General features: G+C 72.1%; 26 protein-coding genes and 3 tRNA genes. 13 read left to right on the top strand and 16 right to left on the bottom strand.

Annotated elements, in window-relative coordinates:
- Positions 1-31: 31 nt before the first annotated feature.
- Together clpS and MUE36_13870 are read left to right on the top strand one after the other, a co-directional pair.
- Complete coding sequence (clpS, locus tag MUE36_13875) at positions 32-358, top strand: ATP-dependent Clp protease adapter ClpS (GenBank protein MCU0312018.1); 327 nt, start codon at positions 32-34, stop codon at positions 356-358.
- Between the two features lie 2 nt (positions 359-360).
- Positions 361-840, top strand: a complete 480-nt coding sequence (locus MUE36_13870) for a DUF2017 domain-containing protein (GenBank protein MCU0312017.1) — start codon at positions 361-363, stop codon at positions 838-840.
- Between the two features lie 39 nt (positions 841-879).
- On the opposite strand, the gene MUE36_13865 is transcribed toward MUE36_13870, so the two are convergent.
- A complete protein-coding gene (locus MUE36_13865) occupies positions 880-2,406 on the bottom strand; it encodes a hypothetical protein (protein MCU0312016.1) in 1,527 nt (508 codons plus the stop codon).
- A 106-nt stretch (positions 2,407-2,512) separates the two neighbouring features.
- Between MUE36_13865 and MUE36_13860 the strand changes: the two genes are divergently transcribed.
- From MUE36_13860 to MUE36_13845, 4 genes are all read left to right on the top strand, one after another.
- A tRNA-Glu gene (locus tag MUE36_13860) sits at positions 2,513-2,585 on the top strand.
- Positions 2,586-2,621: 36 nt separating this feature from the next.
- Positions 2,622-2,699 (top strand) — tRNA-Asp (locus tag MUE36_13855).
- Positions 2,700-2,729: 30 nt separating this feature from the next.
- Positions 2,730-2,805 (top strand) — tRNA-Phe (locus tag MUE36_13850).
- A gap of 128 nt (positions 2,806-2,933) precedes the next feature.
- Entirely contained in the window at positions 2,934-3,188 is a 255-nt protein-coding gene (locus MUE36_13845) for a hypothetical protein (GenBank protein ID MCU0312015.1), read from the top strand.
- Positions 3,189-3,215: 27 nt separating this feature from the next.
- On the opposite strand, the gene MUE36_13840 is transcribed toward MUE36_13845, so the two are convergent.
- The 6 genes from MUE36_13840 to purL form a co-directional block, all read right to left on the bottom strand.
- Positions 3,216-4,136 (bottom strand): alpha/beta hydrolase, encoded by a 921-nt coding sequence (locus MUE36_13840; GenBank protein ID MCU0312014.1) that lies wholly within the window; start codon positions 4,134-4,136, stop codon positions 3,216-3,218.
- Positions 4,137-4,245: 109 nt separating this feature from the next.
- Positions 4,246-5,649, bottom strand: coding sequence for an NAD-dependent malic enzyme (locus MUE36_13835; GenBank protein ID MCU0312013.1), 1,404 nt, complete (start codon positions 5,647-5,649; stop codon positions 4,246-4,248).
- A 60-nt stretch (positions 5,650-5,709) separates the two neighbouring features.
- Positions 5,710-6,273: an orotate phosphoribosyltransferase gene (gene pyrE / locus MUE36_13830; GenBank protein MCU0312012.1), complete on the bottom strand. Its 564-nt coding sequence runs from the start codon at positions 6,271-6,273 to the stop codon at positions 5,710-5,712.
- Positions 6,274-6,275: 2 nt separating this feature from the next.
- Complete coding sequence (gene purM / locus MUE36_13825) at positions 6,276-7,328, bottom strand: phosphoribosylformylglycinamidine cyclo-ligase (protein MCU0312011.1); 1,053 nt, start codon at positions 7,326-7,328, stop codon at positions 6,276-6,278.
- Positions 7,321-8,949: an amidophosphoribosyltransferase gene (gene purF, locus MUE36_13820; protein ID MCU0312010.1), complete on the bottom strand. Its 1,629-nt coding sequence runs from the start codon at positions 8,947-8,949 to the stop codon at positions 7,321-7,323. Before purF ends, purM begins: the two co-directional genes overlap by 8 nt.
- Before the next feature lie 52 nt (positions 8,950-9,001).
- Positions 9,002-11,245 (bottom strand): phosphoribosylformylglycinamidine synthase subunit PurL, encoded by a 2,244-nt coding sequence (gene purL, locus MUE36_13815; protein MCU0312009.1) that lies wholly within the window; start codon positions 11,243-11,245, stop codon positions 9,002-9,004.
- A 154-nt stretch (positions 11,246-11,399) separates the two neighbouring features.
- On the opposite strand from purL, the gene MUE36_13810 reads away from it, so the two are divergent.
- Entirely contained in the window at positions 11,400-11,813 is a 414-nt protein-coding gene (locus tag MUE36_13810; protein ID MCU0312008.1) for a hypothetical protein, read from the top strand.
- Between the two features lie 3 nt (positions 11,814-11,816).
- On the opposite strand, the gene purQ is transcribed toward MUE36_13810, so the two are convergent.
- From purQ to purB, 4 genes are read right to left on the bottom strand one after another with little or no spacing between them, the layout of a single operon-like run.
- Positions 11,817-12,473 carry a phosphoribosylformylglycinamidine synthase subunit PurQ gene (gene purQ / locus MUE36_13805; protein MCU0312007.1) on the bottom strand — a complete coding sequence of 219 codons (657 nt, stop codon included), beginning with the start codon at positions 12,471-12,473 and terminating at the stop codon, positions 11,817-11,819.
- Complete coding sequence (gene purS / locus MUE36_13800) at positions 12,470-12,742, bottom strand: phosphoribosylformylglycinamidine synthase subunit PurS (GenBank protein MCU0312006.1); 273 nt, start codon at positions 12,740-12,742, stop codon at positions 12,470-12,472. The genes purQ and purS overlap by 4 nt, the downstream gene beginning before the upstream one ends.
- Before the next feature lie 18 nt (positions 12,743-12,760).
- Entirely contained in the window at positions 12,761-13,639 is an 879-nt protein-coding gene (locus MUE36_13795; protein MCU0312005.1) for a phosphoribosylaminoimidazolesuccinocarboxamide synthase, read from the bottom strand.
- Between the two features lie 16 nt (positions 13,640-13,655).
- Positions 13,656-15,083, bottom strand: coding sequence for an adenylosuccinate lyase (gene purB / locus MUE36_13790; protein ID MCU0312004.1), 1,428 nt, complete (start codon positions 15,081-15,083; stop codon positions 13,656-13,658).
- Between the two features lie 161 nt (positions 15,084-15,244).
- Here purB and MUE36_13785 point away from each other — a divergent pair, with 161 nt between their 5' ends.
- The 6 genes from MUE36_13785 (at position 15,245) to MUE36_13760 (ending at position 20,344) form a co-directional block, all read left to right on the top strand.
- Entirely contained in the window at positions 15,245-15,670 is a 426-nt protein-coding gene (locus MUE36_13785; GenBank protein ID MCU0312003.1) for a hypothetical protein, read from the top strand.
- A 136-nt stretch (positions 15,671-15,806) separates the two neighbouring features.
- Positions 15,807-16,580, top strand: a complete 774-nt coding sequence (rfbF, locus tag MUE36_13780; protein MCU0312002.1) for a glucose-1-phosphate cytidylyltransferase — start codon at positions 15,807-15,809, stop codon at positions 16,578-16,580.
- Positions 16,577-17,557: a GDP-mannose 4,6-dehydratase gene (locus MUE36_13775; protein ID MCU0312001.1), complete on the top strand. Its 981-nt coding sequence runs from the start codon at positions 16,577-16,579 to the stop codon at positions 17,555-17,557. Before rfbF ends, MUE36_13775 begins: the two co-directional genes overlap by 4 nt.
- A complete protein-coding gene (gene rfbH / locus MUE36_13770; protein ID MCU0312000.1) occupies positions 17,557-18,903 on the top strand; it encodes a lipopolysaccharide biosynthesis protein RfbH in 1,347 nt (448 codons plus the stop codon). Before MUE36_13775 ends, rfbH begins: the two co-directional genes overlap by 1 nt.
- Positions 18,900-19,457 carry a dTDP-4-dehydrorhamnose 3,5-epimerase family protein gene (locus MUE36_13765; GenBank protein ID MCU0311999.1) on the top strand — a complete coding sequence of 186 codons (558 nt, stop codon included), beginning with the start codon at positions 18,900-18,902 and terminating at the stop codon, positions 19,455-19,457. The genes rfbH and MUE36_13765 overlap by 4 nt, the downstream gene beginning before the upstream one ends.
- Positions 19,458-19,459: 2 nt before the next feature.
- A complete protein-coding gene (locus MUE36_13760; protein ID MCU0311998.1) occupies positions 19,460-20,344 on the top strand; it encodes an NAD(P)-dependent oxidoreductase in 885 nt (294 codons plus the stop codon).
- 8 nt (positions 20,345-20,352) lie between these two features.
- Here the strand turns inward: MUE36_13760 and MUE36_13755 are convergent, their stop codons facing one another.
- The 5 genes from MUE36_13755 to MUE36_13735 all read right to left on the bottom strand — a co-directional run bounded on the left by MUE36_13755 (position 20,353) and on the right by MUE36_13735 (position 26,493).
- Positions 20,353-21,096 (bottom strand): glycosyltransferase family 2 protein, encoded by a 744-nt coding sequence (locus MUE36_13755; GenBank protein ID MCU0311997.1) that lies wholly within the window; start codon positions 21,094-21,096, stop codon positions 20,353-20,355.
- 2 nt (positions 21,097-21,098) lie between these two features.
- Complete coding sequence (locus MUE36_13750; protein ID MCU0311996.1) at positions 21,099-22,508, bottom strand: glycosyltransferase family 39 protein; 1,410 nt, start codon at positions 22,506-22,508, stop codon at positions 21,099-21,101.
- Positions 22,505-23,881, bottom strand: a complete 1,377-nt coding sequence (locus tag MUE36_13745) for a glycosyltransferase family 39 protein (protein ID MCU0311995.1) — start codon at positions 23,879-23,881, stop codon at positions 22,505-22,507. Before MUE36_13745 ends, MUE36_13750 begins: the two co-directional genes overlap by 4 nt.
- 58 nt (positions 23,882-23,939) lie before the next feature.
- Positions 23,940-25,151: a phosphoribosylamine--glycine ligase gene (purD, locus tag MUE36_13740; GenBank protein MCU0311994.1), complete on the bottom strand. Its 1,212-nt coding sequence runs from the start codon at positions 25,149-25,151 to the stop codon at positions 23,940-23,942.
- Between the two features lie 61 nt (positions 25,152-25,212).
- Entirely contained in the window at positions 25,213-26,493 is a 1,281-nt protein-coding gene (locus tag MUE36_13735; protein ID MCU0311993.1) for an adenylosuccinate synthase, read from the bottom strand.
- Positions 26,494-26,541: the final 48 nt, after the last annotated feature.

The raw sequence follows: 26,541 nt of genomic DNA, 5'->3' as shown, positions 1-26,541 counted from the left end.
CGGTGCCCCGCGATGGGGGAAGATCGGACTCGTGGCCGTCCGTGTCCCTCCCCCGCTGATGGCTCCGGGACCGACCGCGGTGCCGACCGAGGTCGAGGAGCCCGACGTCGGCGAATGGGTCGACCTCGACCGGCCGTGGGTCGTGATCGTGTGGAACGACCCCATCAACCTCATGAGCTACGTCACCTTCGTCCTGCAGAAGCTGTTCGGCTACAGCCGCCAGAAGGCCGAGTCGCTCATGCTCGACGTCCACGAGAAGGGTCGCGCCGTCGTCGCCTCGGGCAGCCGGGAGAAGTCCGAGCTCGACGTGTTCCGCCTCCACGAGCACGGCCTGTGGGCCACCATGCAGCAGGACTGAGGGTGGGCCCGTTCTCGCGCCGCAAGGTGCGCGCCGACGGTCCCGACCGCTTCGTGGTGCGCCTCGACGACACCGAACGACGGGTCCTCGCCGACGTGTGCGACCAGCTCGCCACGGCGCTCGACGAGGACGAGGGGGTCGATGCGTTCCGACGGCTCTTCCCGGTCGCCCACCCCGACGACCCGGGCCTCGAGGCCGGCTACCGCGACCTGGTGCACGACGAGCTGCGGACGAAGCGGCTCGCCGACCTGCGCGCCGTCGTCGACGGCGCCGATGCCCGCGAGCTCGACCGGGCCGGTCTGGAACGGTGGATGACCGCCGTCAACGCCGTCCGCCTGGTCCTCGGCACCCTGCTCGACGTCGACGAGAGCGACCCCGGCGCACTCGACCCGGACGACCCCAGCACCCCCACTCGGGTCGTGTACCACTTCCTCGGCGGCCTCCTCGACGAGATCGTGCAGGCCCTGTCGAGCACGCTCTGAGCTCGGACCGCCTCCGCCGAGCTCGGTTCGACGACGAGCTCAGTTCAGGCAGTCGATGGCGGCCTCGGTCCCTCGGCGTCGGGCCTCATCAGGGTCGACGAGCGATCCGTCGACGAGCTCCTCGGGGGTGACCTGGGCCGTGATCCGCCCCGAGAAGCAGGCCGCTTGCTCGGGCGTGGTGCGAGGTTGCTCGAGGACCTGACGGAACACGTCGAGGCGCAGTGCCACGTACTGGAGGGCGAGCTGCGCGCCCTCGCCGGTCGCAGCCGGCGCCTCGTCGACCTCGCAGGAGCGCAGCACGGCACTGTCCCCGCGGCGATCGACCGAGCCGGCGCCGGCCGGCCCGGCCGCCACCCAGTCGTCGAACGCGGCGGCGAAGGCCTCCGTCTCGGCACCGGTCACGCCGGTCACCGCCACCGCCACGCACCGACGCCCACCCTCGGTGTAGGTCACGGCGTTGTCGCCGGCCCACCCGTCGACCACCTCGAGAGAACGGACCGCCTCGAGGCGCTGGGCGAAGGTCAACAGCAGCGACAGCGCACCGAAGGGAGCGACGTCGATCGACTCCTGACCGGGGGCGAGCGTCGGCGCCTCCACCGGGACGGGCGCGTCGGCGGCCAGGTAGCGCTCGGGCTGGAGGGTCTCCATCTCGCTCGTCGGCGGATCGACCAGCGCCTCGTCGACGGTGGCGTTGCCCCCCTCGGCATCGAGCACCTGCACGAGCCCGGGGCCGACCACGTAGGGGCTCACGAAGATCGCCTGGAGGACCTCGGGCACTCCGGCCAGACCACCGGTGACCTCTGTCGCGACCTCCCCCTGCAGGCGGTCGTACTCGGCGCGCTCGGCGTCGGCGAAGGCGGCGACGTAGCGGTCCTCGACGAAGGTGGCGTCACCTTCGGCCACCGTGCGCAGGGTCGCGGCGATGACGTCGTCGTCACCGTCGAGGCGGTCGAGGTCGAAGTGCTGGTCCTGCCACGCATGGGTGAGCTCGTGCACCACGCTGACCTCGGTCAGCGGGTCGAGCACGTCGCCCCTGATGGTGACGGCGTCGGCCTCGGAGTCGTAGTAGGCCAGCGTGCCCTCGGCGACGAGCTGGTCGGCCTCGGCGGCGAGGTCGACGTCCGGGCCGATGAGACCGAGGGCGCGGAGCTGGGCGTCGGAGACCTCCAGCGACGCGGCCTGCTCGTCGGTGGGCTCGCCGCCCACCGCGCCGATGGCGGCCTCGAACTCGTCGTCAGCGAGGAACCGGACCGGGACGGGCCGCAGGAAGGGACGGCCGCGGGTGTCGGCCACGAAGTCGGCCAGGGCGGTGACCCGTGGGTCCCAGGCGTCCGGCCCGGCCGGCACCGAGCCGGGCTCGGGGGCGACGTCGGACGGCGGGGCGGCCACGACGTCGGTGCCGGCGGTGGCGACGAGCGCCCAGCCCGACGCCGCGAGGAGCACGACGACGACGAGGGTGATCCCGATCCCGACCTGCCACGGGGAGCGTCGGGCAGACCCGCCCTCCGTCGCCGCCGGCGGCGGAGAGGGACGAAGCGGTCCCGTCGGCGGGCTGGTCGGTCGCACGGATGACACGGTACCGACGGGTGCGGACAGGCCCTCGACGCACCGGGTCGGTCTGGCGGAGGCCCACAGGGGGGCTGCTATGGTGACCCAGCCCTCACGGCAGAGAGCCCCCATCGTCCAGTGGCCTAGGACGCCGCCCTTTCAAGGCGGTAACACGGGTTCGAATCCCGTTGGGGGTACGCAACACCACCTGCGCTCGCGCAGGTCGCAACAGTGGTCCCGTGGTGCAGTTTGGAGTGCACGCCGGCCTGTCAAGCCGGAGGTCGCGGGTTCAAATCCCGTCGGGACCGCCAGTTGCCGCCTCCCTCGGGACGGCGGCACTGGGTCGGGTAGCTCAGTCGGCAGAGCGATCGCCTGAAAAGCGATAGGTCACCGGATCGACGCCGGTCCCGACCACCAGCGAAACCCCTGCTCCGCAGGGGTTTCCTGCGTTCTCGCGACCAGCTCCGGGACCGCTCCCGGAACCCTCGTACGCTCTGAGCGGGAGCCGACCGCTCCCCCCGACCGGGCACGGCTGGAGGAGATCGATGACGTCGTTGCGGGGTCGCAGGGCCGAAGGGGCATGGACGGCGCTGTTCCTGGCCGTCGCCGTGCTGGGCCTGGTGACGAGCGACGGCGAACCCGTGTGCGAAGGCCCGTTCGTCACACGGGTCGACGATTCGTTCCCTCCACAGTGCCCGTCGCCGATCGAGTTCCTTCCTGCCGTCGGCATCGCATGGATCATCGGCCTCGTGGTGATCATGGGGCTCCGGGGACTGATCAGGTCCATGCGGCCTGACTGAGGTCCCGGCACCCGGGCCGTCCGCCGTTCAGGGAACGGCGAACGCCGCCCGCAACGCTGCGGCGACCCGTTCCTGCGCCTCGGCGGCGCGGTCGATGCCGGCGTCCATGCTGAAGAACCCGTGGAACATGCCGTCGAACTCGTGGTACTCGACCTCGACCCCGGCGGAGGTGAGCGCCTCGGCGAAGGCCCGGCCCTGGTCGCGCAACGGGTCGTACTCGGCGGTGACCACCACGGCGGGCGCCACGCCGTCGAGGTCGGCGAAGATCGGCGAGTAGCGGGGGTCGGTGCGATCGTCGTCGTGGCTGGCGTAGTTCTCGTGGAACCACTCCATGCCCTCGCTGGTGAGCATGTAGCCCTCGGCGTTGTCGTGCCAGGAGGGGCGGTCGCAGGTGCCGTCGGTCACCGGGTAGACGAGCACCTGCTGGACGAGCTCGATGCGGTCACTGTCCCGGGCGTGGACGGCCACGACCGCGGCCAGGTTGCCGCCCGCGCTGTCGCCGGCGACGGCGATGCGGTCACCGTCGACGTCGAGCTCGGCGGCGTTGTCCACCACCCACTCGAGCGCCGCGACGGCGTCGTCGGCCGCAGCCGGGAACTTGGCCTCGGGGGCCAGTCGGTAGTCGACGGCCACGACGACGCAGTCCGCCTTGCTGGCCAGGACCCTGGCGAAGTGGTCGTGGGAGTCGAGGTTGCCGAGCACCCAGCCGCCGCCGTGGTAGAAGACGACGACCGGCAACCCGGACTCGTCGCTCGGGCGGTAGACACGGATCGGGAGGTCCCCGCCGGGACCGGGGATCACGCGGTCGGTGACGCTGGGGAGCTCGATCGTGGTGGGCGTCGGGTTGTCGGCCATCGCCCGCAGCTCCTCCGGCGTCTTGCCGGTGAAGCTGAAGCCGACGTCGCGGAGCAGGTCGAGGACCACCTGGGCCTGAGGATCGACGGGCACGGAGTTCCCCCTGGGAGATGGGCGGCCCCTCGCCGCCCGGGCGGCGCCCACTCTGCCACACCGCACCCGGGCACCCATCCGGCCGCCGACCGACGGGACGAGGTCTCGATCAGCGCCGCACGACCCCGTCGCGCACCGCGGCCTCGGCGGCCGCCGCCGCGACCATCGGGGCCACGTTGCGGTCGAAGACCGACGGGATCACGAAGTCGGGGGCGAGGTCCGTCGGGGCGACGCACCGGGCGATGGCCCCCGCGGCCGCCAGCTTCATCCCCTCGGTGATGGTGGTGGCACCCGCGTCGAGCGCGCCCCTGAAGATGCCGGGGAAGCACAGGACGTTGTTGATCTGGTTGGGGAAGTCGCTGCGTCCCGTGGCGATCACGCCGCCGACGTGGCGGATCTCCTCGGGGCGGATCTCGGGATCGGGGTTGGCCATCGCGAACACGATCGGATCGCTGGCCATGCCCTCGACGTCGGCGACGGTGATGAGCCCCGGCCCGCTGACCCCGATGAACAGGTCGGTGCCCGGCATGACGTCGGTGAGGCTTCCCCTGACCCGATCAGGGTTGGTGTGCTCGGCGAACCACTCCTTGGCCACGTTGAGCCCGCCCCGGCCCTCGTAGACCGCGCCCTGGCGGTCACAGCCCACGATCCACGGGACGCCGGCCTCCATCAGGATCTTGGAGATGGCCACACCGGCGGCGCCCACCCCGGCGATCACGACCCGGAGGTCGGCCATCTTCTTGTCGACGATCTTCAGGGAGTTCTCGAGGGCCGCCAACGCGACCACGGCGGTGCCGTGCTGGTCGTCGTGGAAGACGGGGATGTCGAGCAGCTCCTTCAGCCGCTCCTCGACCTCGAAGCACACCGGGGCGGCGATGTCCTCGAGGTTGATCCCCCCGAACGTCGGCGCCACCCGTTGGACGGTCTCGACGATCTCGTCGGCGCTCGAGGTGTCGATGCACAGCGGGAAGCCGTCGATGCCGGCGAACTCCTTGAACAACAGCGCCTTGCCCTCCATCACCGGCATCGCCCCGAGCGGGCCGATGTCGCCGAGGCCGAGCACCGCGGTCCCGTCGCTGACGATGGCCACGGTGTTCTTGCGGATCGTCAACTCGTGGGCCAGGCGCGGGTCGGCCTCGACCGCCTTGCAGACCCGGGCCACCCCCGGGGTGTAGGCCATCGAGAGGTCGTCGGTGTCGCGCACGACGATGCTGCTCGTCACCTCGATCTTGCCGCCCTTGTGGAGTGCGAACGTGCGGTCCTCCCAGGACAGGACCTCGACCCCGTCGAGGCGGGAGGCCGCGGCGACGACCTCCTCCTGGTGGGCCTCGCTGCGGCAGTCGACGACGACGTCCTCCTCGAGGAAGGAGCGGCGGGCCTCGAAGCCGCCGATGGCGACGATGTTCCCGCCGACCGCCCCGACCGCCGCCGCCAGGCGTCCCAGGGCGCCCGGTTCGTTGGCGAACCGGACACGGAGCACGATGGAGAACGCAGCAGTGGGAGTGTCAGCCATAAGGAGCCCGACGCTACCGGTCGGACCGGGAGCGGGCGAAGCCCGTCGCGCGCCGAACGCTCAGGCGCCCTCGTAGTCGAAGCCGAGTTCCGGCGCGGTGACGAGCGCGCGGAACTCCACACCCTCGGCCGCCGCCATCGCCGCACAGGTGCCGCCCCGGTCGACGAGCACCAGGATCATCACGGGGACGGCGCCCAGCTCACGGGCGACGCGCAGCGCGTCGATCGACGAGGTCCCCCGCGTGACGGTGTCCTCGGTGATCACCACCCGGTCGCCGGGTTCGAGCGGGCCGGCGAGGCGACCCGCGACCCCGTGGTCCTTGGCCTCCTTGCGGATCGTGAACGACTTCAGCGACCGGCCGCGCGTGGCGCCGACGGCGGCCAGGCCGTAGGCCACCGGATCGGCGCCGACGGTCAGTCCCCCGAGGGCGTCGACGTCCGAGGGGATGAGCGGGAGGGCGACGTCGGCCATCAACAGGAGGCCGTCGGGTCGACAGGCGGTCTGCTTGGAGTCGATGAACCAGGTGCTCGTTCGTCCCGACTTGAGGGTGAACTCCCCGGTGCGCACGGAGTGGCGCAACAGGTGCTCGACGAGCGCCCGCTTCGCCGCGGCGGCGTCGGCCACCGTCAGACCAGCCGGGCCGCGCCGTGCCCGGGCACGATCCGCCCCACCACCGCGGCCCGGTGGCCCTGGGTCCGGAGGAGGTCGAGCGCCCGGTTGGCGTCGGACTCGGGGACGACGACCACCATGCCGACGCCGAGGTTGAAGACCCTCGCCATCTCGTCGTCGCTCACGCCGCCGAGGCGCTGGATCTCCCCGAAGATACGAGGCACCTCCCAGCTCGAGCGCTCGATCTCGGCGTCGGTGCCACCGGGCAGCACCCGCGAGACGTTGCCAGGGAGCCCACCACCGGTGACGTGGGCCACGGCCCGCACGTCGACCGCCGCCAGCAGGGCGGTGATCGACGGCGCGTAGATGACGGAGGGGCCGAGGAGCTCGTCGGCGAGGGTGTGGGCCGCGCCCTCGAAGGCGGGCCCGTCGAGGGAGAGGCCGGCCCGCTCGAGAAGGACCCGCCGGGCGAGGGAATAGCCGTTGGAGCGCAGGTTCGGCGACGGGAGGCCGAGGAGGACGTCGCCGGGGGACACGTGGGCGCCCGTGACGAGCCGGTCGCGATCGGCGATGCCGACCGCGAAGCCGACGAGGTCGAACTCCCCGGCATCCATCGCCCCGGGATGCTCGGCCATCTCCCCCCCGACCAACGCGCACCCGGCCTGGCGGCAGCCCTCGGCGACCCCTTCCACGAGCTGCTCGATGTGCCCGGGGTCGAGGCGGCCCACGGCGATGTAGTCGAGGAAGAAGAGCGGCTCCGCACCCTGGCACACGAGGTCGTCGACGCACATCGCCACGAGGTCGATGCCGATCGTGGTGAACCGACCGGTGGCCTGGGCCACGAGGGCCTTGGTCCCGACCCCGTCGGTGGACGAGACGAGCACCGGGCGCCGGTAGCGGTCGAGGTCGAGGGCGAAGAGCCCCCCGAAGCCGCCGATGTCACCGATGACCTCGGGCCGGAACGTCGAGCGGACCTTCTCCTTGATGCGCTCGACCGCCTCCTCCCCCGCGTCGATGCTCACCCCGGCGGCGGCGTAGGTCTCCCCGGTCGAGCCGGCGGGGTCAGCCACCGTGCTCGCCGTCGGCGGACGTCGTGGCCGGATCGCTCACCGGCGACGGTGATGCCTCGCCGCGGACCTGGCTGGTGGGCAGGGCGGCCTCCCCGGCCAGCAGGCCCTCGAACGCCGACTCGGGGACCCCGGAGGGTGCGTCGGGCTGGAGCTCGAGCACGCCCTTGGTGAGGTTCACCGGCACCTCGACGGGGTAGTGGCCGGTGAGGCAGGCGTCGCAGAAACCCGCCCCCACGGCCCCGGTGGCCGCCACGAGCCGGTCGAGGGTGAGGTAGGAGATCGAGTCGACGTTGAGGTACTCGCGGATCTCGTCGACGCTCATGTGGGCGGCCAGGAGCTCGGACCGCGCCCCGGTGTCCATGCCGTAGAAGCAGGGCCACTTGTACGGCGGCGACGAGATCCGCATGTGCACCTCGGCGGCCCCCGCCTCCCGCAGCATCGAGACCATCGCCCGGGTGGTGGTGCCCCGCACGATCGAGTCGTCGACCACGACGAGGCGCTTGCCGGCGATGTTGTCGCGAAGTGGGTTGAGCTTCATCCGCACGCCCAGCGCCCGCATGGCCTGGTTGGGGGCGATGAAGGTGCGGCCGATGTAGCGGTTCTTGACCAGACCCTGCCCGTAGGGGATGCCGGAGCGACGGGCGAACCCCTCGGCCGCGGGGATGCCGGACTCCGGCACGCCCATGACGAGGTCGGCCTCGATCGGCGCCTGCTCGGCGAGCTGCTCGCCCATGTGCACCCGGGCCTGGTGGACGCTGCGGCCGTAGAGACGGGAGTCGGGCCGGGCGAAGTAGACGAACTCGAACAGGCAGAGACGGGGGTCGACGGCCTCGGGGGGGAAGGCGCGCACCGAGCGGTACCCGGTGGCGTCGATCACGATCATCTCGCCCGGCTCGAGCTCACGGACGAGGTGGGCGCCCACCACGTCGAGGGCGGGGCTCTCCGACGCGAGCACCCAGCCCTGGTCGAGCTTGCCGAGGCACAACGGCCGGAACCCGCTGGGGTCGCGCAGCCCGATGACGTGGCCCTCGTCCATGGCCACCACCGAGAACGCCCCCTTGAGACGGGGGGCGAGGGCGAGCAGGGCCCGCTCGAGGGCCCGACCGTCGGAGCTCGACTCGGGGTGCTTGCCCAACTCGTCGGCCAGGAGCTCGGCCATCAGGTCGCTGTCACTGGCGACCGTGCCGGGCAACATGCCCGCGTCGGCGGCCAGCTCCTCGGTGTTCACCAGGTTCCCGTTGTGCCCGAGCGCGACGGTGTGGTCGCCGATGTCGCGGTACACGGGCTGGGCGTTGCGCCAGGTGCTCGATCCGGTGGTGGAGTACCGGGTGTGGCCGATGGCGAGGTGGCCGGTCAGGGCGGCCAGGGTGCGGTCGTCGAAGGTGTTCGACACCAGCCCCATGTCCTTCACGACGGTGATGGTGTCGCCGTCGCTCACCGCCATCCCCGCCGCCTCCTGGCCTCGGTGCTGGAGGGCGTAGAGGCCGAGGTAGGTGAGGTGGGAGACCGGTTGGCCCGGGGCGTACACGCCGAAGACGCCGCACGCCTCCTTCGGGGTGTCGTCGTCGACCCGCTCCTCGGGCGGAGGGGATGGTCGACCGCTCGATCCCTCGGGGCTCACGATCTCAGGGTAGCGGCCCGACCGGGGCACCCAGCGATCTCCCGGGGACGGGTCACGCCTGCACGTTGCCGGCCCCGAGAGCCTGGGGGAGACGGTCGTCCCAGCAGGCCCGGGCGTCGGCGAGGGCGACGTCGAGCAGGCCCTTCACGATGATCCGGTCGCCACCGGCCATGCCGATCCGGGCCGTCGGGACGCCGGCCTGGTCGCAGGTGTTGAGCACGGTCGTGACGTCGTCGGGACGGACGCACACCACGACCCGCGACGGGCTCTCGCTGAACAGCGACGCCGCATCGGGCACCCGGGCGACGTTCACCCCGAGGTTCGAGCGCACGGCCATCTCGGCCAGTGCAAGTCCCAGACCACCACCGGACACGTCGTGCGCCCCGGCCAGCACCCCACCGGCGACGAGGGTCCGGACGACCCCGGCCACGGCGAGGTGGTGCTCGGCGTCGAGGGCGGGGAGGCGGCCGCCTCGCCGGCCGCGGGCCCGGGCCCAGCGCGAACCCGACAGCTCGGGCTGGGTGACGCCGATCAGGACGAGGCGTCCTCCGTCGACGAGGCCGACCCCCGGGGGACGGCGATCGAGCCGGTCGACGACCCCGAGCAGCCCGACCACCGGCGTCGGGTCGATGTCGGACCCGAGCGACTCGTTGTAGAGGCTCACGTTCCCGCCGATCACCGGGATGTCGAACGCCCGACAGGCCTCGCCCATCCCGTCGATCGCCTCGGAGAGCTGCCACATGACCTCGGGGTGCTCGGGGTTGCCGAAGTTGAGGCAGTTGACGACGGCGAGCGGACGGGCACCGACGCAGGCCAGGTTCAGGACCGACTCGGCGACGGTGAGGGCCGTCCCCCGGCGCGGGTCGACGGCGCACCACCGGTGGTTGCCGTCGGTGGTGAGCGCCAGCCCCCGACCGGTGTCCTCGCCGGTGAGCGGGTGCTTCAACCGGAGGACGGCGGCGTCGCCGCCTGGGCCCTCGACCGTGTTGAGGAAGAGCTGGTGGTCGTACTGCGACCACACCCAGCGCGTGTCGCCCAGCATCTCCAGCAGCTCGGCGCCGGGGTCGACGCTCTCGGGCATCGGCCCGTCGTCGATGCTCGAGATGCGGGTCGTCTCGTCGAAGGCCGCCGGGTTGGCGCAGGGACGGTCGTACAGGGGGGCGTCCTCGTGCAGCGACGCCGCCGGGATGTCGGCGAGCACCTCGCCGTCGAACCCGTCGAGGATGCGCAGGCGACCCCCGTCGGGGTCACCGGTGGCCGGCCCGGGCGTGACCCGCCCGATCACCGTGGATCGGACCTCCCACCGGCGGCAGATCTCGAGGACGCGGTCGAGGTCCTCGGGTTCCACGATGGCCAGCATCCGCTCCTGGCTCTCGGAGGTCATCACCTCGAAGGGCTCCATGCCCTCCTCGCGTCGGGGGACGGCGGTGACGTCGACGTCCATCCCCATCCCCCCGCGGCTGGCCGTCTCGCTGGTGGCACAGCACAGGCCGGCCCCGCCGAGATCCTGGATGCCCACCACCAGGCGGGCGTCGAGGAGCTCGAGGCAGGCCTCGATGAGCCGCTTCTCCTCGTACGGGTCGCCGACCTGGACGCTCGGGCGCTTCTCGGCGTCGGAGGCCTCGTCCGAGAAACCGGCCGAGGCCAGCACGCTGACCCCGCCGATCCCGTCGCGACCGGTGGTGGAGCCGAGCAGGACGGCCAGGTTGCCGACCCCGGTGGCCTGGCCGAGCACGAGGCGCTCGGTGGGCAACAGCCCGAGGCAGAGCACGTTGACGAGGGGGTTGCCGCGATAGGTCTCGTCGAACACGGTCTCACCCCCGACGGTGGGGACCCCGACGGAGTTGCCGTAGCCCGAGACGCCGCTCACGACGCCCTCGGCGATCCAGCGGCTCCGGGCGTCGTCGAGCGGACCGAAGCGCAACGGGTCCATGAGGGCGATGGGGCGGGCGCCCATGGTGAAGATGTCCCGGAGGATGCCGCCCACACCGGTGGCCGCACCCTGGTAGGGCTCGATGGCCGAGGGGTGGTTGTGGCTCTCGATGCGGATGGCCGCGGCGATGCCGTCGCCCACGTCGACGACGCCGGCGTTCTCACCCGGGCCCACCAGAACCCACGGCGCCTCGGTGGGGAGTCGCTTCAGGTGGATCCGGGACGACTTGTAGGAGCAGTGCTCGGACCACATGACGGCGTACATCGCTAGCTCGAGGTGGTTGGGCGCCCGTCCGATGATCCGCACGATCTCGGCGTGCTCGCCGTCGGTGAGGCCCAGGGCGCGATGGATGCCGTCGTCCATGGAGGTGACGCTACCCGCCGCCCGATGACCCGCTCACCGGGCCCCCGGAAGTCCCGAATGGACCCGACGAGATTTGCGAGAATGGACGACCGTTTCGTCCGATCCCATTCGGGTGATTGCCCGCCCTCACGTCGGTGTGATTGAGTGGGATCCCATGGCAGCAACCAAGCGCACCAGACAGATGTCCGACGAGCACAAGGCGGCCCTCGCCGAGGGCCGGAACCAGGGTCGGGCAGTGCGCTCGTACCTCGAAGCGCTCGACGCCCACAAACCGAAGCGTGGCCGGAAGCGCACGCCGGAATCGATGCAGAAGCAACTCGACAGGATCGAGCGGGAGATCCCCGAAGCCGACCCCCTCAAGCGCCTGCAATTGGTCCAGCAACGCCTCGATCTCGAAGCCGAACTGGCCTCGGCCGGTGAGACGGTCGACCTCTCGGCGCTCGAGGCCGGCTTCGTGGACGCCGCCCGGGCCTACGGCGAGCGAAAGGGCATCAGCTACACCGCCTGGCGGGAGCTCGGCGTTCCGGCCTCTGCCCTGAAGGCGGCCGGCATCGGCCGGGGGAGCTGACCCTCAGGCCACCAACGAGGCGAGCAGCGCCAGCCCGTCGTCGCTGCCCAGCAACGCACTCGTCGCCCGCTCGGGATGGGGCATCAGGCCGACGACGTTGCCCTGCGGAGAGCAGATGCCGGCGATGTCGTCGACCGAACCGTTCGGGTTGTCCACATAGCGAAGGACGACCCGGTCCTCGGCGCGCAACTCGGCGAGCGTCTCCGGATCACAGGTGTAATTCCCCTCGAAGTGGTTGATCGGGATGCGCAGCACCGAGCCGGGCTCGACACCGGTCGTCAACGCCGTTCCGGTCCGCTCCACACGGAGCTCCACGGTGTCGCACAGGAACTTCATGCCCCGGTTCTTCTGCAGCGCACCCGGCAGGAGTCCGGCCTCGGTCAGCACCTGGAAGCCATTGCACACGCCGACCACCGGGCCGCCGTCGCGAGCCATCTCGGTGACCGCCGCCATGACCGGGGAGAACCGGGCGATGGCCCCCGGGCGCAGGTAGTCGCCGTGGGCGAAGCCGCCCGGTACGACCACCACGTCGACACCGTTCACCGTGGCGTCGCCGTGCCAGAGGATCTCGGCGGTGCCCCCGACGAGCCCGACGGCCTCCACCATGTCCTGCTCGCAGTTCGAGCCGGGGAACAGCACCACCCCGACCCGTCGACTCACGCCGACGCTCCGGCGGTGGCCTCGGGCCGAACGTCGACGACGGCGTCCTCGATCACCGGGTTGGTGAGGAAGCGGGCGCAGATGTCGTCGACCTCGGCCCGAGCCGCGTCCTCGTCGGCGGCCTCGATCGCGAAGCGGATGCTCTTGCCGACCCTCACGCCGCTCACACCGTCGAAGCCCAGGTGGGGCAGGGCCCGTTCGACGGTGGAGCCCTGCGGATCGGCGATCCCGGGTCGCAACCGGACCTCGACGTGCACCGAGAAGACCATGAGCGGCACCGTACCCGCTCAGCCCGGCCAGTCCGACAGGCGCTGCCCGGTGATCATCTCGTAGGCGGCGACGTAGCGCTGCGACGTGGCGGCCACGACCTCCGGGGGCAGCGGCGGCGGCGGCGGACGCTTGTCCCAGTCGAGGCCGTCGAGGAAGTCACGCACCGGCTGCTTGTCGAACGACGGGGGGGTGGTGCCGGGGCTCCATGCGTCGGCGGGCCAGAACCGCGACGAGTCGGGGGTGAGGACCTCGTCGGCCACCACGAGCTCGCCGCCGACCACGCCGAGCTCGAACTTCGTGTCGGCGATGAGGATCCCCCGCGCCGCGGCCCACGCGGCCCCCTCGGAGTAGAGCTCCAGGGAGATGCGACGGGCCTCCTCCATGCGCTCGGTCCCGACGATCTCGCAGGCCGCCTCGAAGGAGATGTTCACGTCGTGGCCCTCGTCGGCCTTCGTCGACGGCGTGAAGGTGGGTGCGTCGAGCCGGCTGGCCTCCCGCAGCCCGGCGGGCAGCGCCTCGCCGTGCATCGTGCCGGCGGTGGCGTACTCCTTCCACGCCGAACCGGTGAGGTACCCCCGGACGATGCACTCCACCGGGAGCATCTCGGCGCGCCGGCACAGCATCACCCGACCGGCCCACTCGGGCCGCCGGGCCGCCGGGGGGAGGTCGTCGAGATCGGTGGACAGGAGGTGGTTGCCCGCCACGTCCCCGAGGTGGTCGAACCAGAAGGCCGACATCGCGGTGAGCACCCGGCCCTTGTCGGTGATCGGCTCGTCCATCACGACGTCGAAGGCCGACAGGCGATCGGAGGTGACGAGGAGGAGCCGGTCGTCGCCGACGGCGTAGATGTCGCGCACCTTGCCCGAGTAGACGGGACGCAGCTCGGAGTCGCTCACGGGGCAGCCGCCTGCACTAGAGGATGTCGCCGGGACGGTAGGCGGCGGCGACCGGGTCGTCGGCCACGATCCGCTCGATGCGCCCCACCACGGCCCGGACCTGATCGGGCGCGGCGCCGACGAAGTCGAGCGGATCGGCCAGCACGCCGGCCAACTCGCTCGGGTCGAGGCCGAGACGGGGGTCGCCGGCCAGCCGGGCGAGCAGATCGTTCTCCTCGGGGGCCTCCTCCCGGAGCCGCAGCGCGGCGGCGACGGCGTGCTCCTTGACGACCTCGTGGGCCTCCTCCCGGCCCACGCCGTGGCGGACGGCCGCGATCAGGACCTTCGTCGTGGCCAGGAACGGCAGGTAACGGTCGAGCTCGCGCTCGATGACCGCCGGATAGGCGCCGAAGTCGTCGAGCACGGTCAGGAACGTCTCGAACAGCCCGTCGACGGCGAGGAACGCGTCGGGCAGCGCCACGCGCCGCACCACCGAGCAGCTCACGTCCCCCTCGTTCCACTGGTCGCCGGCCAGGGAGGCGACCATGGCCAGGTGACCGCGCAGCACGACGAGCAGGCCGCCGATGCGCTCACAGCTCCGGCTGTTCATCTTGTGGGGCATCGCCGAGGAGCCGACCTGGCCCGGCCGGAAGCCCTCGGTGGCGAGCTCCTGACCGGCCATGAGCCGGACGGTGAGGGCCAGGCTGGCGGGTCCCGACGCCGCCTGGACCAGCGCCGCCACCACGTCGAGGTCGAGCGACCGGGGGTAGACCTGCCCCACGCTCGTGAGGAGCCGGGCGAACCCGAGGTGGGACGCCACCCGGCCCTCGAGCGCGGCGAGGCGCTCGCGGTCGCCGTCGAAGAGGTCGAGCATGTCCTGTTGGGTGCCCACCGGGCCCTTGATCCCCCGCAGCGGGTACCGCGCCAGGAGATCGTCGAGACGGTCGAGGGCGCACAACAGCTCCTCGGCGGTGCTGGCGAAGCGCTTGCCGAGGGTGGTCGCCTGGGCGGGGACGTTGTGCGTCCGACCGGTGATCACCACGAGGGACTGCTCCGCGGCGCGCTCGGCCAACCGGGCGAGCGCGGCGACCATCCGCACCCTGACGACGAGCAGCGCCCGCCGCACCTGCAGCTGCTCGACGTTCTCGGTCAGGTCACGCGAGGTCATCCCCTTGTGGATGTGCTGGTGGCCGGCGAGCGCGCAGAACTCGTCGATCCGGGCCTTCACGTCGTGGCGGGTGACCCGCTCGCGGGCGTCGATGGCGTCGAGGTCGACCTCGTGGAGCACCGACCGGTAGTCCTCGACGACGCCGTCCGGGACGGCGAGGCCGAGATCGGCCTGCGCCTCGAGCACCGCCAGCCAGAGCTCCCGCTCGAGCACGACCTTGTGCTCCGGCGACCACAGACCGGCCATCTCCGCGCTGGCGTAGCGGGCGGCGAGCACGTTGGGAACGGGTGAGGGCATCGGTCTCCGACTCGAAACGATCCGGCTGGGGGCGTGGGTCGCCACGCACTAGGTCGCGCGGCTCATCCTGGGCCCTCTTCGTCACCAAAGGGTAAAGCACGGAGCCGGATCGGCCGTTGAGAGATGGTCCGGACCACGACCGCAGGGGACACGCTGCACCGATGACCTCGCCCACGATCCCGAACCAATCATCGTCGTTCGCCACCAACTGTGTCCGGCACCAGTTCGAGTCGGCGATCGACCGGTGCCGGAAGTGCGACGAGCCGTTCTGCGGGGAGTGCCTGCTCTACGCCTTCGGCGCGGCGCAGCCTCCGTTCTGCCTGAACTGCGCCCTCGCGGCGTCGGGCGTCCGGGTGAAGGGAGCCCGACCCACCAGGGTGTCGCGACGAGAGGTGCGACGTCGGGAGAAGGAAGCCAGGGAGGCCGCCCGCCAGGCGGCCCTGCCGCCGCCGCCGTACCCCGCCGACTGGCCGGAGCCGGTGACCGAGGAACAGATCGCGCCGGCCTCGGTTCCCGGCGACCCCCACGACACCTGGCTGGGGCACGACGACCTCGGCTCCCGGTCCGGGAGCATCGTCACCTTCTGAGACCACGGGGCGGCGCCCCCGTGCGTCGACTCCGGTGGGGAGGGTCCAGCCCTAGACTCCCAGCCGTCATGACCGCGAACCCGACCGCCGGCCCCGTCCGCCCCGCCGTCGGCGACCTCGGCCGGATCGGCGGCTCGTGAAGGCGGTCATCCTCGCGGGCGGTCTCGGCACCCGGCTCCGGGAGGAGACCGAGTTCCGCCCCAAGCCGATGGTCGAGATCGGCGGCAAGCCGATCCTCTGGCACCTCATGAAGATCATGGGCCACGGCGGGATCGAAGAGTTCGTGGTCTGCACCGGCTACCGCGGCGAGGTGATCAAGGACTACTTCCTCAACTACGAGGCGCAGAACCAGGACTTCACCGTCCACCTCGGCTCGAAGGCCGAGATCACCTACCACGGGGAGCACGACGAGAGCGACTGGACCGTGACCGTCGTCGACACGGGCCAGGCCACCCAGACCGGCGGCCGCGTGAAGCGCGTCGAGCGCCACCTCGGGGACGAACGCTGCCTGGTGACCTACGGCGACGGCCTCGCCGACGTCGACCTCGGCGCCCTCCTCGCCTTCCACCGGGCCCACGGCGGCCTGGCCACCGTCACCACCGTGCGGCCCACGAGCCGGTTCGGTGTGATGGACATCCACGCCGACGGGCGGGTCGAGCGGTTCCGCGAGAAGCCGCAGAGCGACGGGTACGTCAACGCCGGCTTCTTCGTGTTCGAGCCGGGCGCGTTCGCGTACATCGGCGAGGACTCGGTGCTCGAACAGGAACCGCTCGCCGCGCTGGCGGCCGCCGGAGAGCTCCACGCCTACCGCCACGACGGGTTCTGGCAGCCGATGGACACCTACCGGGAGTTCCAGATGCTCAACGACCTCTGGTCGTCCGGGGCGGCACCGTGGAAGGTGTGGGCGTGACGGGCGGGTGGTCCGGGCGACGGGTCCTCGTCACGGGGGCCACCGGGATGGTCGGTTCGTGGCTGTGCCGCCGTCTCCTCGACGAGGGTGCCGACGTGGGCGCCCTCGTCCTCGACGCCGACCCGCAGTCCGAGCTCTACCGGAGCGGGACGGTGGACCGGCTCCGCGTGATGAACGGCGACCTGGCCGACGCCGACGCCGTGGACCGGGCCGTGGTCGGCTTCGAAGCCGACACCGTCGTCCACCTCGGCGCCCAGACGATCGTCGGTGCCGCCCGCCGCTCGCCCGCCGCCACCTTCGCCACCAACGTCGCCGGGACCTGGAACCTGCTGGAGTCCTGCCGTCTCCACCGCGACCTCGTCGAACGGGTCGTCGTGGCGTCGAGCGACAAGGCGTACGGGACCAGCCCCGACCTCCCCTACCGCGAAGGCATGCCCCTCGACGGGATCGCGCCCTACGAGGCCTCGAAGAGCTGCGCCGACCTGGTGAGCCGGTCCTACGCCCTCACCTACGACCTCCCCGTGGCCATCGCCCGGTGCGGGAACATCTTCGGCGGCGGCGACCTCAACTGGAGCCGCATCGTCCCCGGCACCCTCCGCTCGCTCAGCCGCGACGAGCAGCCGGTCCTGCGCAGCGACGGGACGTTCGTGCGCGACTACCTGCACGTCGACGACGTGGTCGACGCCTACCTCACGCTCGCCGAGGCCGTCACCGACCCGGCCCTGCGCGGCGAGGCCTTCAACTTCAGCGACGAGGCGCCGCGCACCGTGCTCGAGATCTACGAGGCCACCTGCGCGGCGTTCGGCGCCCACGTCGAGCCGCTCGTCCTGGACGAGGCCGTCGGGGAGATCCGCGACCAGTACCTCGACGCCACCAAGGCCCGCGAGGTCCTCGGATGGGCGCCGCGCACCGGTCTGGAGGACGGCCTGGCCCGGACCGTCGGGTGGTACCGCGACCACTTCGCGGCGGTCGGCTGATGGCGCCCGCCGACGATCTCCGGGACCGCATCGCCGCCCTCGTGCGGGAGTACCACGCCGAGGCGTTCCCGCGGCAGGCGTTCACGCCGGGCACCACGCCGATCCCCGTGTCGGGCAAGGTGTTCGACGCCGCCGACATGGTCTCGCTGACCGAGTCGGCCCTCGACTTCTGGCTCACCACCGGCCGGTTCGCCGCCGCCTTCGAGGAGCGCTTCGCCGAGTGGGTGGGGCTGCGCCACGCCATGCTCTGCAACTCCGGGTCGAGCGCCAACCTCCTCGCCCTCAGCGCGCTCACGTCGCCCAGCCTGGGCGACCGCCGACTGCAACCGGGCGACGAGGTGCTGACCGCCGCCGTGGGGTTCCCGACGACCGTGAACCCGATCCTGCAGAACGGTCTGGTGCCGGTGTTCGTCGACATCGACCTGGCGACGTACGACACCCCGGCCGACCAACTCCGCGCCGCCGTCGGTCCCCGCACGAGGGCGATCATGATGGCCCACACGCTGGGGAACCCCTTCGACCTCGGTGGCGTCGGCGCCCTCGCCGACGAGCACGACCTGTGGTTGATCGAGGACAACTGCGACGCGCTCGGGTCGCGCTACGACGGACGCCTCACCGGCACCTTCGGCGACCTCGCCACCGTCAGCTTCTACCCCGCCCACCACATCACCATGGGCGAGGGCGGCTGCGTCCTCACCGACCGGGGCCCGCTCAAGAAGCTGGTCGAGTCGTTCCGGGACTGGGGGCGGGACTGCTGGTGCGAGCCGGGTCTCGACAACACCTGCGGACGCCGGTTCGACTGGCAGCTCGGCGACCTGCCCCACGGCTACGACCACAAGTACGTGTACTCCCACATCGGGTACAACCTGAAGCTCACCGACATGCAGGCCGCGGTCGGCCTCTCCCAGCTCGACAAGCTCGACGGCTTCGTGGCCGCCCGGACCCGCAACTGGAACGACCTGCGCGAGCGGCTCGCCCACCTCGAGGACCTCCTGGTCCTGCCCGAAGCCACGCCCCGCTCGGAGCCGAGCTGGTTCGGCTTCGCAGTGACGCTCCGCCCCGAGGCCCCCGTCACCCGAGCCGACGTCCTCGCCCGGCTCGAGGCCGCTCGGATCGGCACCCGCCTGCTGTTCGGCAGCAACCTCCTGCGCCAGCCGGCGTACGCCGACATCCCCCACCGGGTGGCCGGGACCCTCGCCAACGCCGACGTCGTGAGCGAGCGCAGCTTCTGGCTCGGGGTGTGGCCGGGGCTCACCGAGGACATGCTCGACTTCGTCGCCGCCACCCTCGAAGCGGCGCTCGTCGGCCCGGAGTCGGGCGTCGCGCTGCCACGCCCGGCGCGATGAACCAGGGTGTGGTCGACCCCGCCGAGGTGCCCGGCCTCACCGTCGACCGCGCCTTCCGCGCCGACGACGACCGGGGGAGGTTCGTCAAGATCCACTCGGCGGGCAGCGGTGCCGCCGGCGGGGTGGCGTGGGACGAGGTCTACTACTCGACCTCGTCGAAGGGGGTCGTCCGAGGCATGCACCTCCAGCTCCCTCCGCACGACCACCACAAGGCCGTCCACTGCCTGAAGGGACGGGCCGCCGACGTGGTGGTCGACCTGCGGGCCGGTTCACCGACCCACGGTCGCCATGCCGTGATCGAGCTCGACGAGGCCGAGCCGACCGTGGTGGTGGTCCCCCCGGGCTGTGCGCACGGGTTCCAGGCCCTCACCGACGACACGGTCATGCTGTACCTGGTGTCCTCGATCCACGCCCCGGAGGCGGACGGCGGCGTGCGGTACGACTCCTTCGGCTGCCGCTGGCCGCTGCCGCCGACGTCGGTCTCCGACCGCGACCGGTCGCTGCCGGGGCTCGCCGCGTTCGCCGTGGACGATCCCCGCCCCTGGCGGTCGTGACGGTGGTGACGCCCCCCCGCCGGGCGGTGGTCACCGCGGCGACCGGCTTCGTGTCGGGTCGTCTCGTCCGCCGACTCGTCGACGAGGGATGGGAGGTCGTGGCGTTCGTCCGCGACCCTGGTGCGGAGGCACCCTGCCCGACCGTCGCGTGGCCGCGCACCGGCTCCGAAGCGGTGGAGCGGTTCGCGGAGATCCGACCGGAGGTGTGCTTCCACCTCGCCACCCGGTTCCAGCCCTCCCACCGCCCCGAGGACGTCGTCGCGCTCGTGGAGGGCAACGTGACGCTCGCCGCGCTGGTCGGAGAGGGCGCCGCCGCGGTGGCGGGGTGTCACGTCGTCTACACCGGTTCGTACTGGCAGCACCACGACGGAGCGGCCTACGCACCGACCAGCCTGTACGCCGCCACCAAGCAGGCCGGTGCCGACGTCCTGCGCTACCACGCCGACTGCGCCGGGGTCCCCGTCACCGCCCTGACGCTGTTCAGCAGCTACGGGCCCGGCGAGCCCGCGTCGCGGATCACCTCCCTGCTCGTCACGAGCGCCCTCGAACAGCGCCCGGTGGAGCTCTCCCCCGGCGAGCAGCTGCTCGACCTGGTCTACGTGGACGACGTCGTCGACGCCCTCCTCGTGGCCGCGGCCGACGCGCCCGGCCCGGGGTGGTCGGAGGCCTCGGTCCGGTCGAACGACCCGGTCACCCTGCGGGCACTCGCCGAGGAGGTGGCCGAGGTCGTCGGGCGCCGGGCCCCGGTCGACTTCGGGGCCCTCCCGTACCGGCCGAAGGAGATGTTCACGCCGTGGGCGACGGCGCCAGACCTCGCCGGATGGCGACCCGCGACGGACCGAGGAGACGGCCTGGCCCGCCTCGCCGCAGCCCTCGGCGGGCGCTGACCGACGGCTCAGGACCGCCGGACGCGGCGTCCGACGGGCGAGTACCGCACGATGCACACCACGGCACGGATGCCGTCGCGCCAGCCGATCTTCTTGCCCTCGTCGTAGGTGCGACCCGAGTAGGAGATGCCCACCTCGTAGAGCCGCCACCGCCCGGCGGCCACCTTCGCGGTGAGCTCGGGCTCGATGCCGAAGCGGTCCTCCTGGAGCTCGAAGGACTCCAGGACCTCGCGCCGGAACGCCTTGTAGCAGGTCTCCATGTCCGTGAGGTTCAGGTCGGTGAACGCGTTCGAGAGCACCGTGAGGAACCGGTTGCCGACGGTGTGCCAGAAGTAGAGGACGCGGTGGGCGTCACCACCGACGAACCGCGACCCGAACACGACGTCGGCCCGCCCGTCGAGCAACGGGGCCATGAGCACCGGGTACTCGGAGGGGTCGTACTCGAGGTCGGCGTCCTGGACGATCACGAACGGTGCAGAGGCCTCGGCGAAGCCCCGACGCAGCGCCGCCCCCTTGCCCTGGTTGCGGGCCTGGAGCAGCACCCGGATCCGGGGGTCGCCGGTCTCGAGCTCCGCCAGCACGTCGCGCGTGCCGTCCGTCGAGCCGTCGTCGACGATGACCAGCTCCGCCGTGTACGGACTCGCCAGGACCGCAGCCACGCACTCGCGCACCGTGGCCAGCTCGTTGTAGCAGGGCATGACCACGCTCAGGCAGGCCTGATCGGTCGCCTGCGACCCTTCTCCCGACGCCATGCTCACCTCCTCACCGGCGGACCGGGCGACTGTACCGGCACCGGGGGCGACCCCTCGCTCGCCGGTCTGCGGCCGCCCGGCGGGTGGCGACGCCGCAGCACGTCCCAGCCGGCGACGACGCCGACCGCGGCCAGGACCGCCAGCGGTCCCTCGGCAGTGGCCCGGAAGCGCGTCGCCGCGTAGAAGACGGCGACGGTGACCAGCACACAGGCCAGCGGGGCGAGGAGAGGGAGGAGGAGGACACGGCGCCGGCGGAGCACCACGGTGCCGGCCACCGCCGCGACGGCGGTGAGGGGGAACGCGATCGCGCCGGCGGTCGCGACCCAGGGCGTCATGCCCTCCACGTCGACGTCGAGGTCCCGCTGCTGGTCGGGCCGGTACAGCCCGAGGATCCGGCCGACCCGCGCCGACACCACCGTCGGGAGACGGCCGAGGTTCTCCGACGCGAACTCGAGGCCCGCCTCGCGCATCGCCGCTTCGTACCCCGGCTGGCCGAGGCCGGTGATGCCGGCGTCGTCGAGCGCCCGGACTCCGCACGCGAAGTCCCAGTAGCCGACGAGCGGACCGTCGAACACCGGCTCGCAGTAGGACACGGCCAGGGTGCCGCCGAGGTTCTGGGACAGGTACACGGGCTCGTCGAAGCGGACCTGGTTCAGCACGAGCCACGGGGTCAGCACCGCAACCGCCGCCCCACCGGCGGCCGCGAGCCAACCGACCCGCCACCCCCATGAGCGTCCCGGCACGAGCAGCGCCAGCGGGAGGACGAGGAACGGCCCGAGCAACAAGAGCTCGGACCGGGCCAAGCCGGCGAGGCCGACCGCCGCACCCAACAGGACCAGTCCGAGCGGACCGGGACGGTCCCAGAAGCGGTACGAGAGCCACACCGTCGCCAGGACGACGACGATGACGACGGTCTCGGAGAGCAACATGGTGTCGTAGCGCCACACGTTCGGGCTGATCGCCACGATGCCGGCGGCCACGACCCCCACCCGCTCACCGCCGACCCGCCGACCCACCACGGCAGCCAGCACCACCGAGACCAGACCAAGGACGGCGCTCACCAGCAGGTGCCCGGTGGTCGAGCGGACGCCGAGCAACGACCATCCGGCCAGGTAGACGATGTACAGCGGCGGGTGGTCGGCGGACTCGATGGACTCACCGCCCATGGCTGCGAAGGGGTTCACGAAGCCCTCGCCGTCGGCGAGGAGGCGCCCGGCGCCGTGGTAGTAGAACGGGTCGCCGCCGATCTCCACGCCGGCCCGGTCACCCAGGATGGCGGCCAGCCGCACCGCCGCCGCCGCCGCCACGACCACTGCCACGGCGATGACGAAACCCCTCGTCGGCCGGTCCTCGCCCGTCTCGCTGCGTCGTCCGCCCTGCTGCACCACCGCGGCGGGCATCTCGGCGGTCAACCCCCGTCGTGGGCGGCCGGCGATCTCCGCAACCAGCGGCGCCCCTGGTCCCACAGCGCGACGAGCGCGACGGCGGACAGGACGTAGATCGGCCCCTCGGCGGTGGCCCGGAAGCGGGTGGCCGCATAGAACAGCGCCACCGTGACGACCACGCAGGCGATGGGCGCGAGGAGGGGGATCACCGGTACCCGGCGGCGCCGCAGCACCACCGCGCCGGCGACGGCACCCACGATCGAGAACGGCAGCGTGATCATCCCCGCGGTGGCCACCGTACGGGTGGTGCTCTCCATGAACACGTCGAGGTCGCGCTGCTGCTGCGGGCGGAAGACCCCCACGATCCGACCGAGGCGGGCCGCCACGACGACCGGGAGCCGGTCGAGGTTCTCGGAGGCGAACTCCAGGCCGGCCTCGCGCATGGCCGCGTCGACACCCGGTGAACCGAGCTCGAGGAGCCCGAGCGGGGCGAGGACCCGGGGCCCGCAGTTGAAGTCCCAGTAGCCGAGCAACGGCCCCTCGAAGACGGTGTCGCAGTAGGACACCGTGATCGTCCCACCGAGGTTCTGGGACAGGTACACGGGCTCGTCGAAGCGGGTCTGGTTCAGCACCAGCCAGGGCGTCAGGACAGCCACCACCGCTCCCGCAGATGCCGCCAGCCAGCCGATGCGCCACCCCCACGAGCGCTCCTTCGTCAACAACGCGAGCGGCAGGACCAGCAGCGGCCCCAGGAGCAGCAGCTCCGAGCGGGCCAGGGTCGCGACGCCGACCGCCACACCCAGGACGACGAGTCGGCCCGGCGTCCGGCGGTCCCAGAATCGATAGGCCAGGAACACGGTGACGAGCACGACGAGGATCACCATGGTCTCCGACATCAACATGCCGTCGTAGCGCCACACGTTCGGCGCCAGCGCGAGCAGCACGGCGGCCACGACGCCCACCCGCTCGCCGCCGACGCGGCGCCCCACCAGCGCCGCCACCACCACCGACGCCACCCCGATCAGGGCGCTGGCGACCATGTGCCCGGTGGTGGTGCGCACCCCCATCAGCGACCAGCCGGCCAGGTAGACGATGTAGAGCGGCGGGTGGTCGGCGGACTCGACCGACTTGCCCTCGAGCCAGCCGAAGGGGTGGATGAAGCCCTCGCCGTCGGCCAGCAGGTTCGCGCCCTGGTGGTAGTAGTACGCGTCGCCTCCGAAGACGAAGTCCCGCCGGTCGAACCAGATGTAGACGAGGCGGACCACGGCGGCGAGTACCGCCGCCAGGCCCACGGCGATCACGAAACCTCGGGTGGGAGGACCCGGCGAGGGCGTCGTCGCCGCGGGACCGGGCGCCCCCTCGGTGTCGTCTCGGACCGTCGTGTCCCCGGGCTCGCTCACGCCGACCACCGCCTCAGGGTAGTGGGGCCGTGCCCGCCGATCGGGCCGTCGGGCGACCTCAGCCGGCGGCGATGTCGGTGCGCATCTGGCGCCCCGGCCAGGAGATGCAGGCGGCCGCCGTGTAGGCCCGCCGCCGGGCCTCCGCCGTCGTGGGTCCCCGCCCGGTGACCGCGAGCACGCGGCCGCCCGCGGTGACGAGACCCCCGTCGGACCCGGCGGCCACACCGGCGCAGAAGATGCTGACCCCCTCGACGGCGGCGGCGTCGGCGAGCCCGTCGATCCGGTCGCCGTCGCGCACCTGGCGGGGGTACCCCTCGCTGGCGCAGACGACGGTGACGGCGGCACCGTCGTCGAAGGTCGGGGCGGGCCCGAGGTGGCCGCGCGCCGCCGACGCCAGCAGCTCACCCAGGTCGCTGGTGAGTCGGGGGAGCACCACCTGGGTCTCGGGGTCGCCGAAGCGCACGTTGTACTCGAGCACCTTGGGCCCGTCGGGGGTGAGCATGAGTCCTGCGTAGAGCACACCGCGGTAGTCGATCCCCCGGCCCCGGAGCGCGGCGAGGGTGGGCTCGACCGCCTCGCGCATCACCCGGTCGACGAGCTCGGTGTCGGCCGCCGGCACCGGCGAGTACGCCCCCATGCCACCCGTGTTGGGGCCCTGATCGCCGTCGGCGAGGCGCTTGTAGTCCTGGGCGGGGGCCAGCGCCACCGCCCGGGTACCGTCGCACACCGCCAGGACGGACAGCTCGGGACCGGTGAGGCCCTCCTCGATGACCACGGTGCGCCCGGCGTCGCCGAAGGCCGACCCCGACAGGTAGTCGGTGACGGCGGCCCGGGCATCGGCGAGGGAGTCGGTGACGAGCACGCCCTTCCCGGCGGCGAGGCCATCGGTCTTGACGACGTACGGCGGGCGCATCGTGTCGAGGAAAGCGAAGGCCGCGGCCTCGTCGACGAAAGCGCCGTGCGCCGCGGTGGCCACCCCTGCGTCGACGAGCACCTCCTTCATCCACGCCTTCGAGCCCTCGAGGCGGGCGCCGTCGGCTCCGGGCCCGAAGACGAGCCGCCCGGCGGCCCGCAGGCGGTCGGCCAGCCCGTCGACGAGCGGGGCCTCGGGCCCGATCACGTAGAGGTCGGCGTCGAGATCCTCCGGCGCGGTGGGCACCGATCCGGGGATGCCCGGGTTCCCGGGGGTCACGACGACGTCGTGATGGCGCCCGAGCACCTCGGCCAACGCGTGCTCACGCCCACCGGCGCCGACGACGCAGATCCTCACCGACCCCGCCTCCCGTCGACCTGTCGGACCCCGGCCCGCATCAGCCGTCGAAGTGCCCGCATCAGCCGTCGAAGTGGAGGAACTGCTCGCGGCCGGGACCGACACCGACGAGCGAGATCGGGACCCCGACCTGCTCCTGCAGGAAGATCATGTAGTCGAGGGCCTCGCCGGGGAGCTGGTCGCGGCGCGTGACCGAGCTGAGGTCGGTCGTCCACCCGGGGAGCTCCGCGTAGACCGGCGTCGCCTTGTGCAGCACCGACTGGTGGTAGGGGAGGTGTTCGACACGCTCGCCGTCGACCTCGTAGGCCACGCAGACCTTCACCGTGTCGAGCGTGTCGAGCACGTCGAGCTTCGTGACGGCGAGGTCGGAGAGCGAGTTGAGGCGCACCGCGTGGCGCAGCATCACCGCGTCGAACCAGCCGGTGCGACGGCGGCGCCCGGTGTTGGTGCCGTACTCGTGGCCCCGGTCGACGAGGAGCTCGCCGACCTCGTCGTGCAGTTCGGTGGGGAAGGGTCCCGCTCCCACCCGTGTGACGTAGGCCTTGGCGATGCCGATCACGCGGTCGATGTGACGCGGCCCCACGCCCGCCCCGGTGCAGGCCCCTCCCGCCACCGGGTTGGAGGACGTCACGAACGGATAGGTGCCGTGGTCGAGGTCGAGGAACGTGGCCTGGGCGCCCTCGAGGAGCACCTCCTGGCCGGCGTCGAGCGACTCGTGCACCAGGTTGACCGTGTCGGCGATCATCGGCGCCAGCCGCGGGGCGCACTGCCCGAGGTACACGTCGGCGATGTCGTCGGCCGAGAGGGGGAGCTGGTTGAACACCTTGGCCAGGACGGCGTTCTTCTCCTTGAGGACCGCGTCGAGCTTCTCCCGGAAGATCTTCGGGTCGAGCAGGTCCTGTACGCGCAGGCCGACACGGGTGGCCTTGTCGGCGTAGGCGGGGCCGATGCCCCTCTTCGTGGTCCCGACCTTGTTGCGGCCCAGGTGGCGCTCGGTGAGCTTGTCGAGCTCCTGGTGGTACGGGAGGATCAGATGGGCGTTGCCGCTGATCCGCAGGCGGCTCGTGTCGACCCCCTTGGCGGCCAGCACGTCGAGCTCGGCGATCAGCACCCGGGGGTCGACCACCACCCCGTTGCCGATGACCGGGACGATGTGGTCGTAGAGGATGCCGCTGGGCACGAGCTGGAGCGCGAAGCTCTCGCCGTCGACCACGATCGTGTGGCCGGCGTTGTGACCGCCCTGGTAGCGCACGACCAGCGCCATCTCCTTGGCGACGAGGTCGGTGAACTTGCCCTTCCCCTCGTCACCCCACTGGGTGCCCACGACCACGGTGGCTGGCACGGCGAACTCCTCTACGGGGCGGGGCCCGGGAACGTCGGTCACGTCCGG

It is taken from the genome of Acidimicrobiales bacterium (genome assembly GCA_025455885.1).
Classification (GTDB): Bacteria; Actinomycetota; Acidimicrobiia; order Acidimicrobiales; family Acidimicrobilacustridaceae; genus Rhabdothermincola_A.
This window is presented reverse-complemented; position numbering and strand designations above follow the sequence as displayed.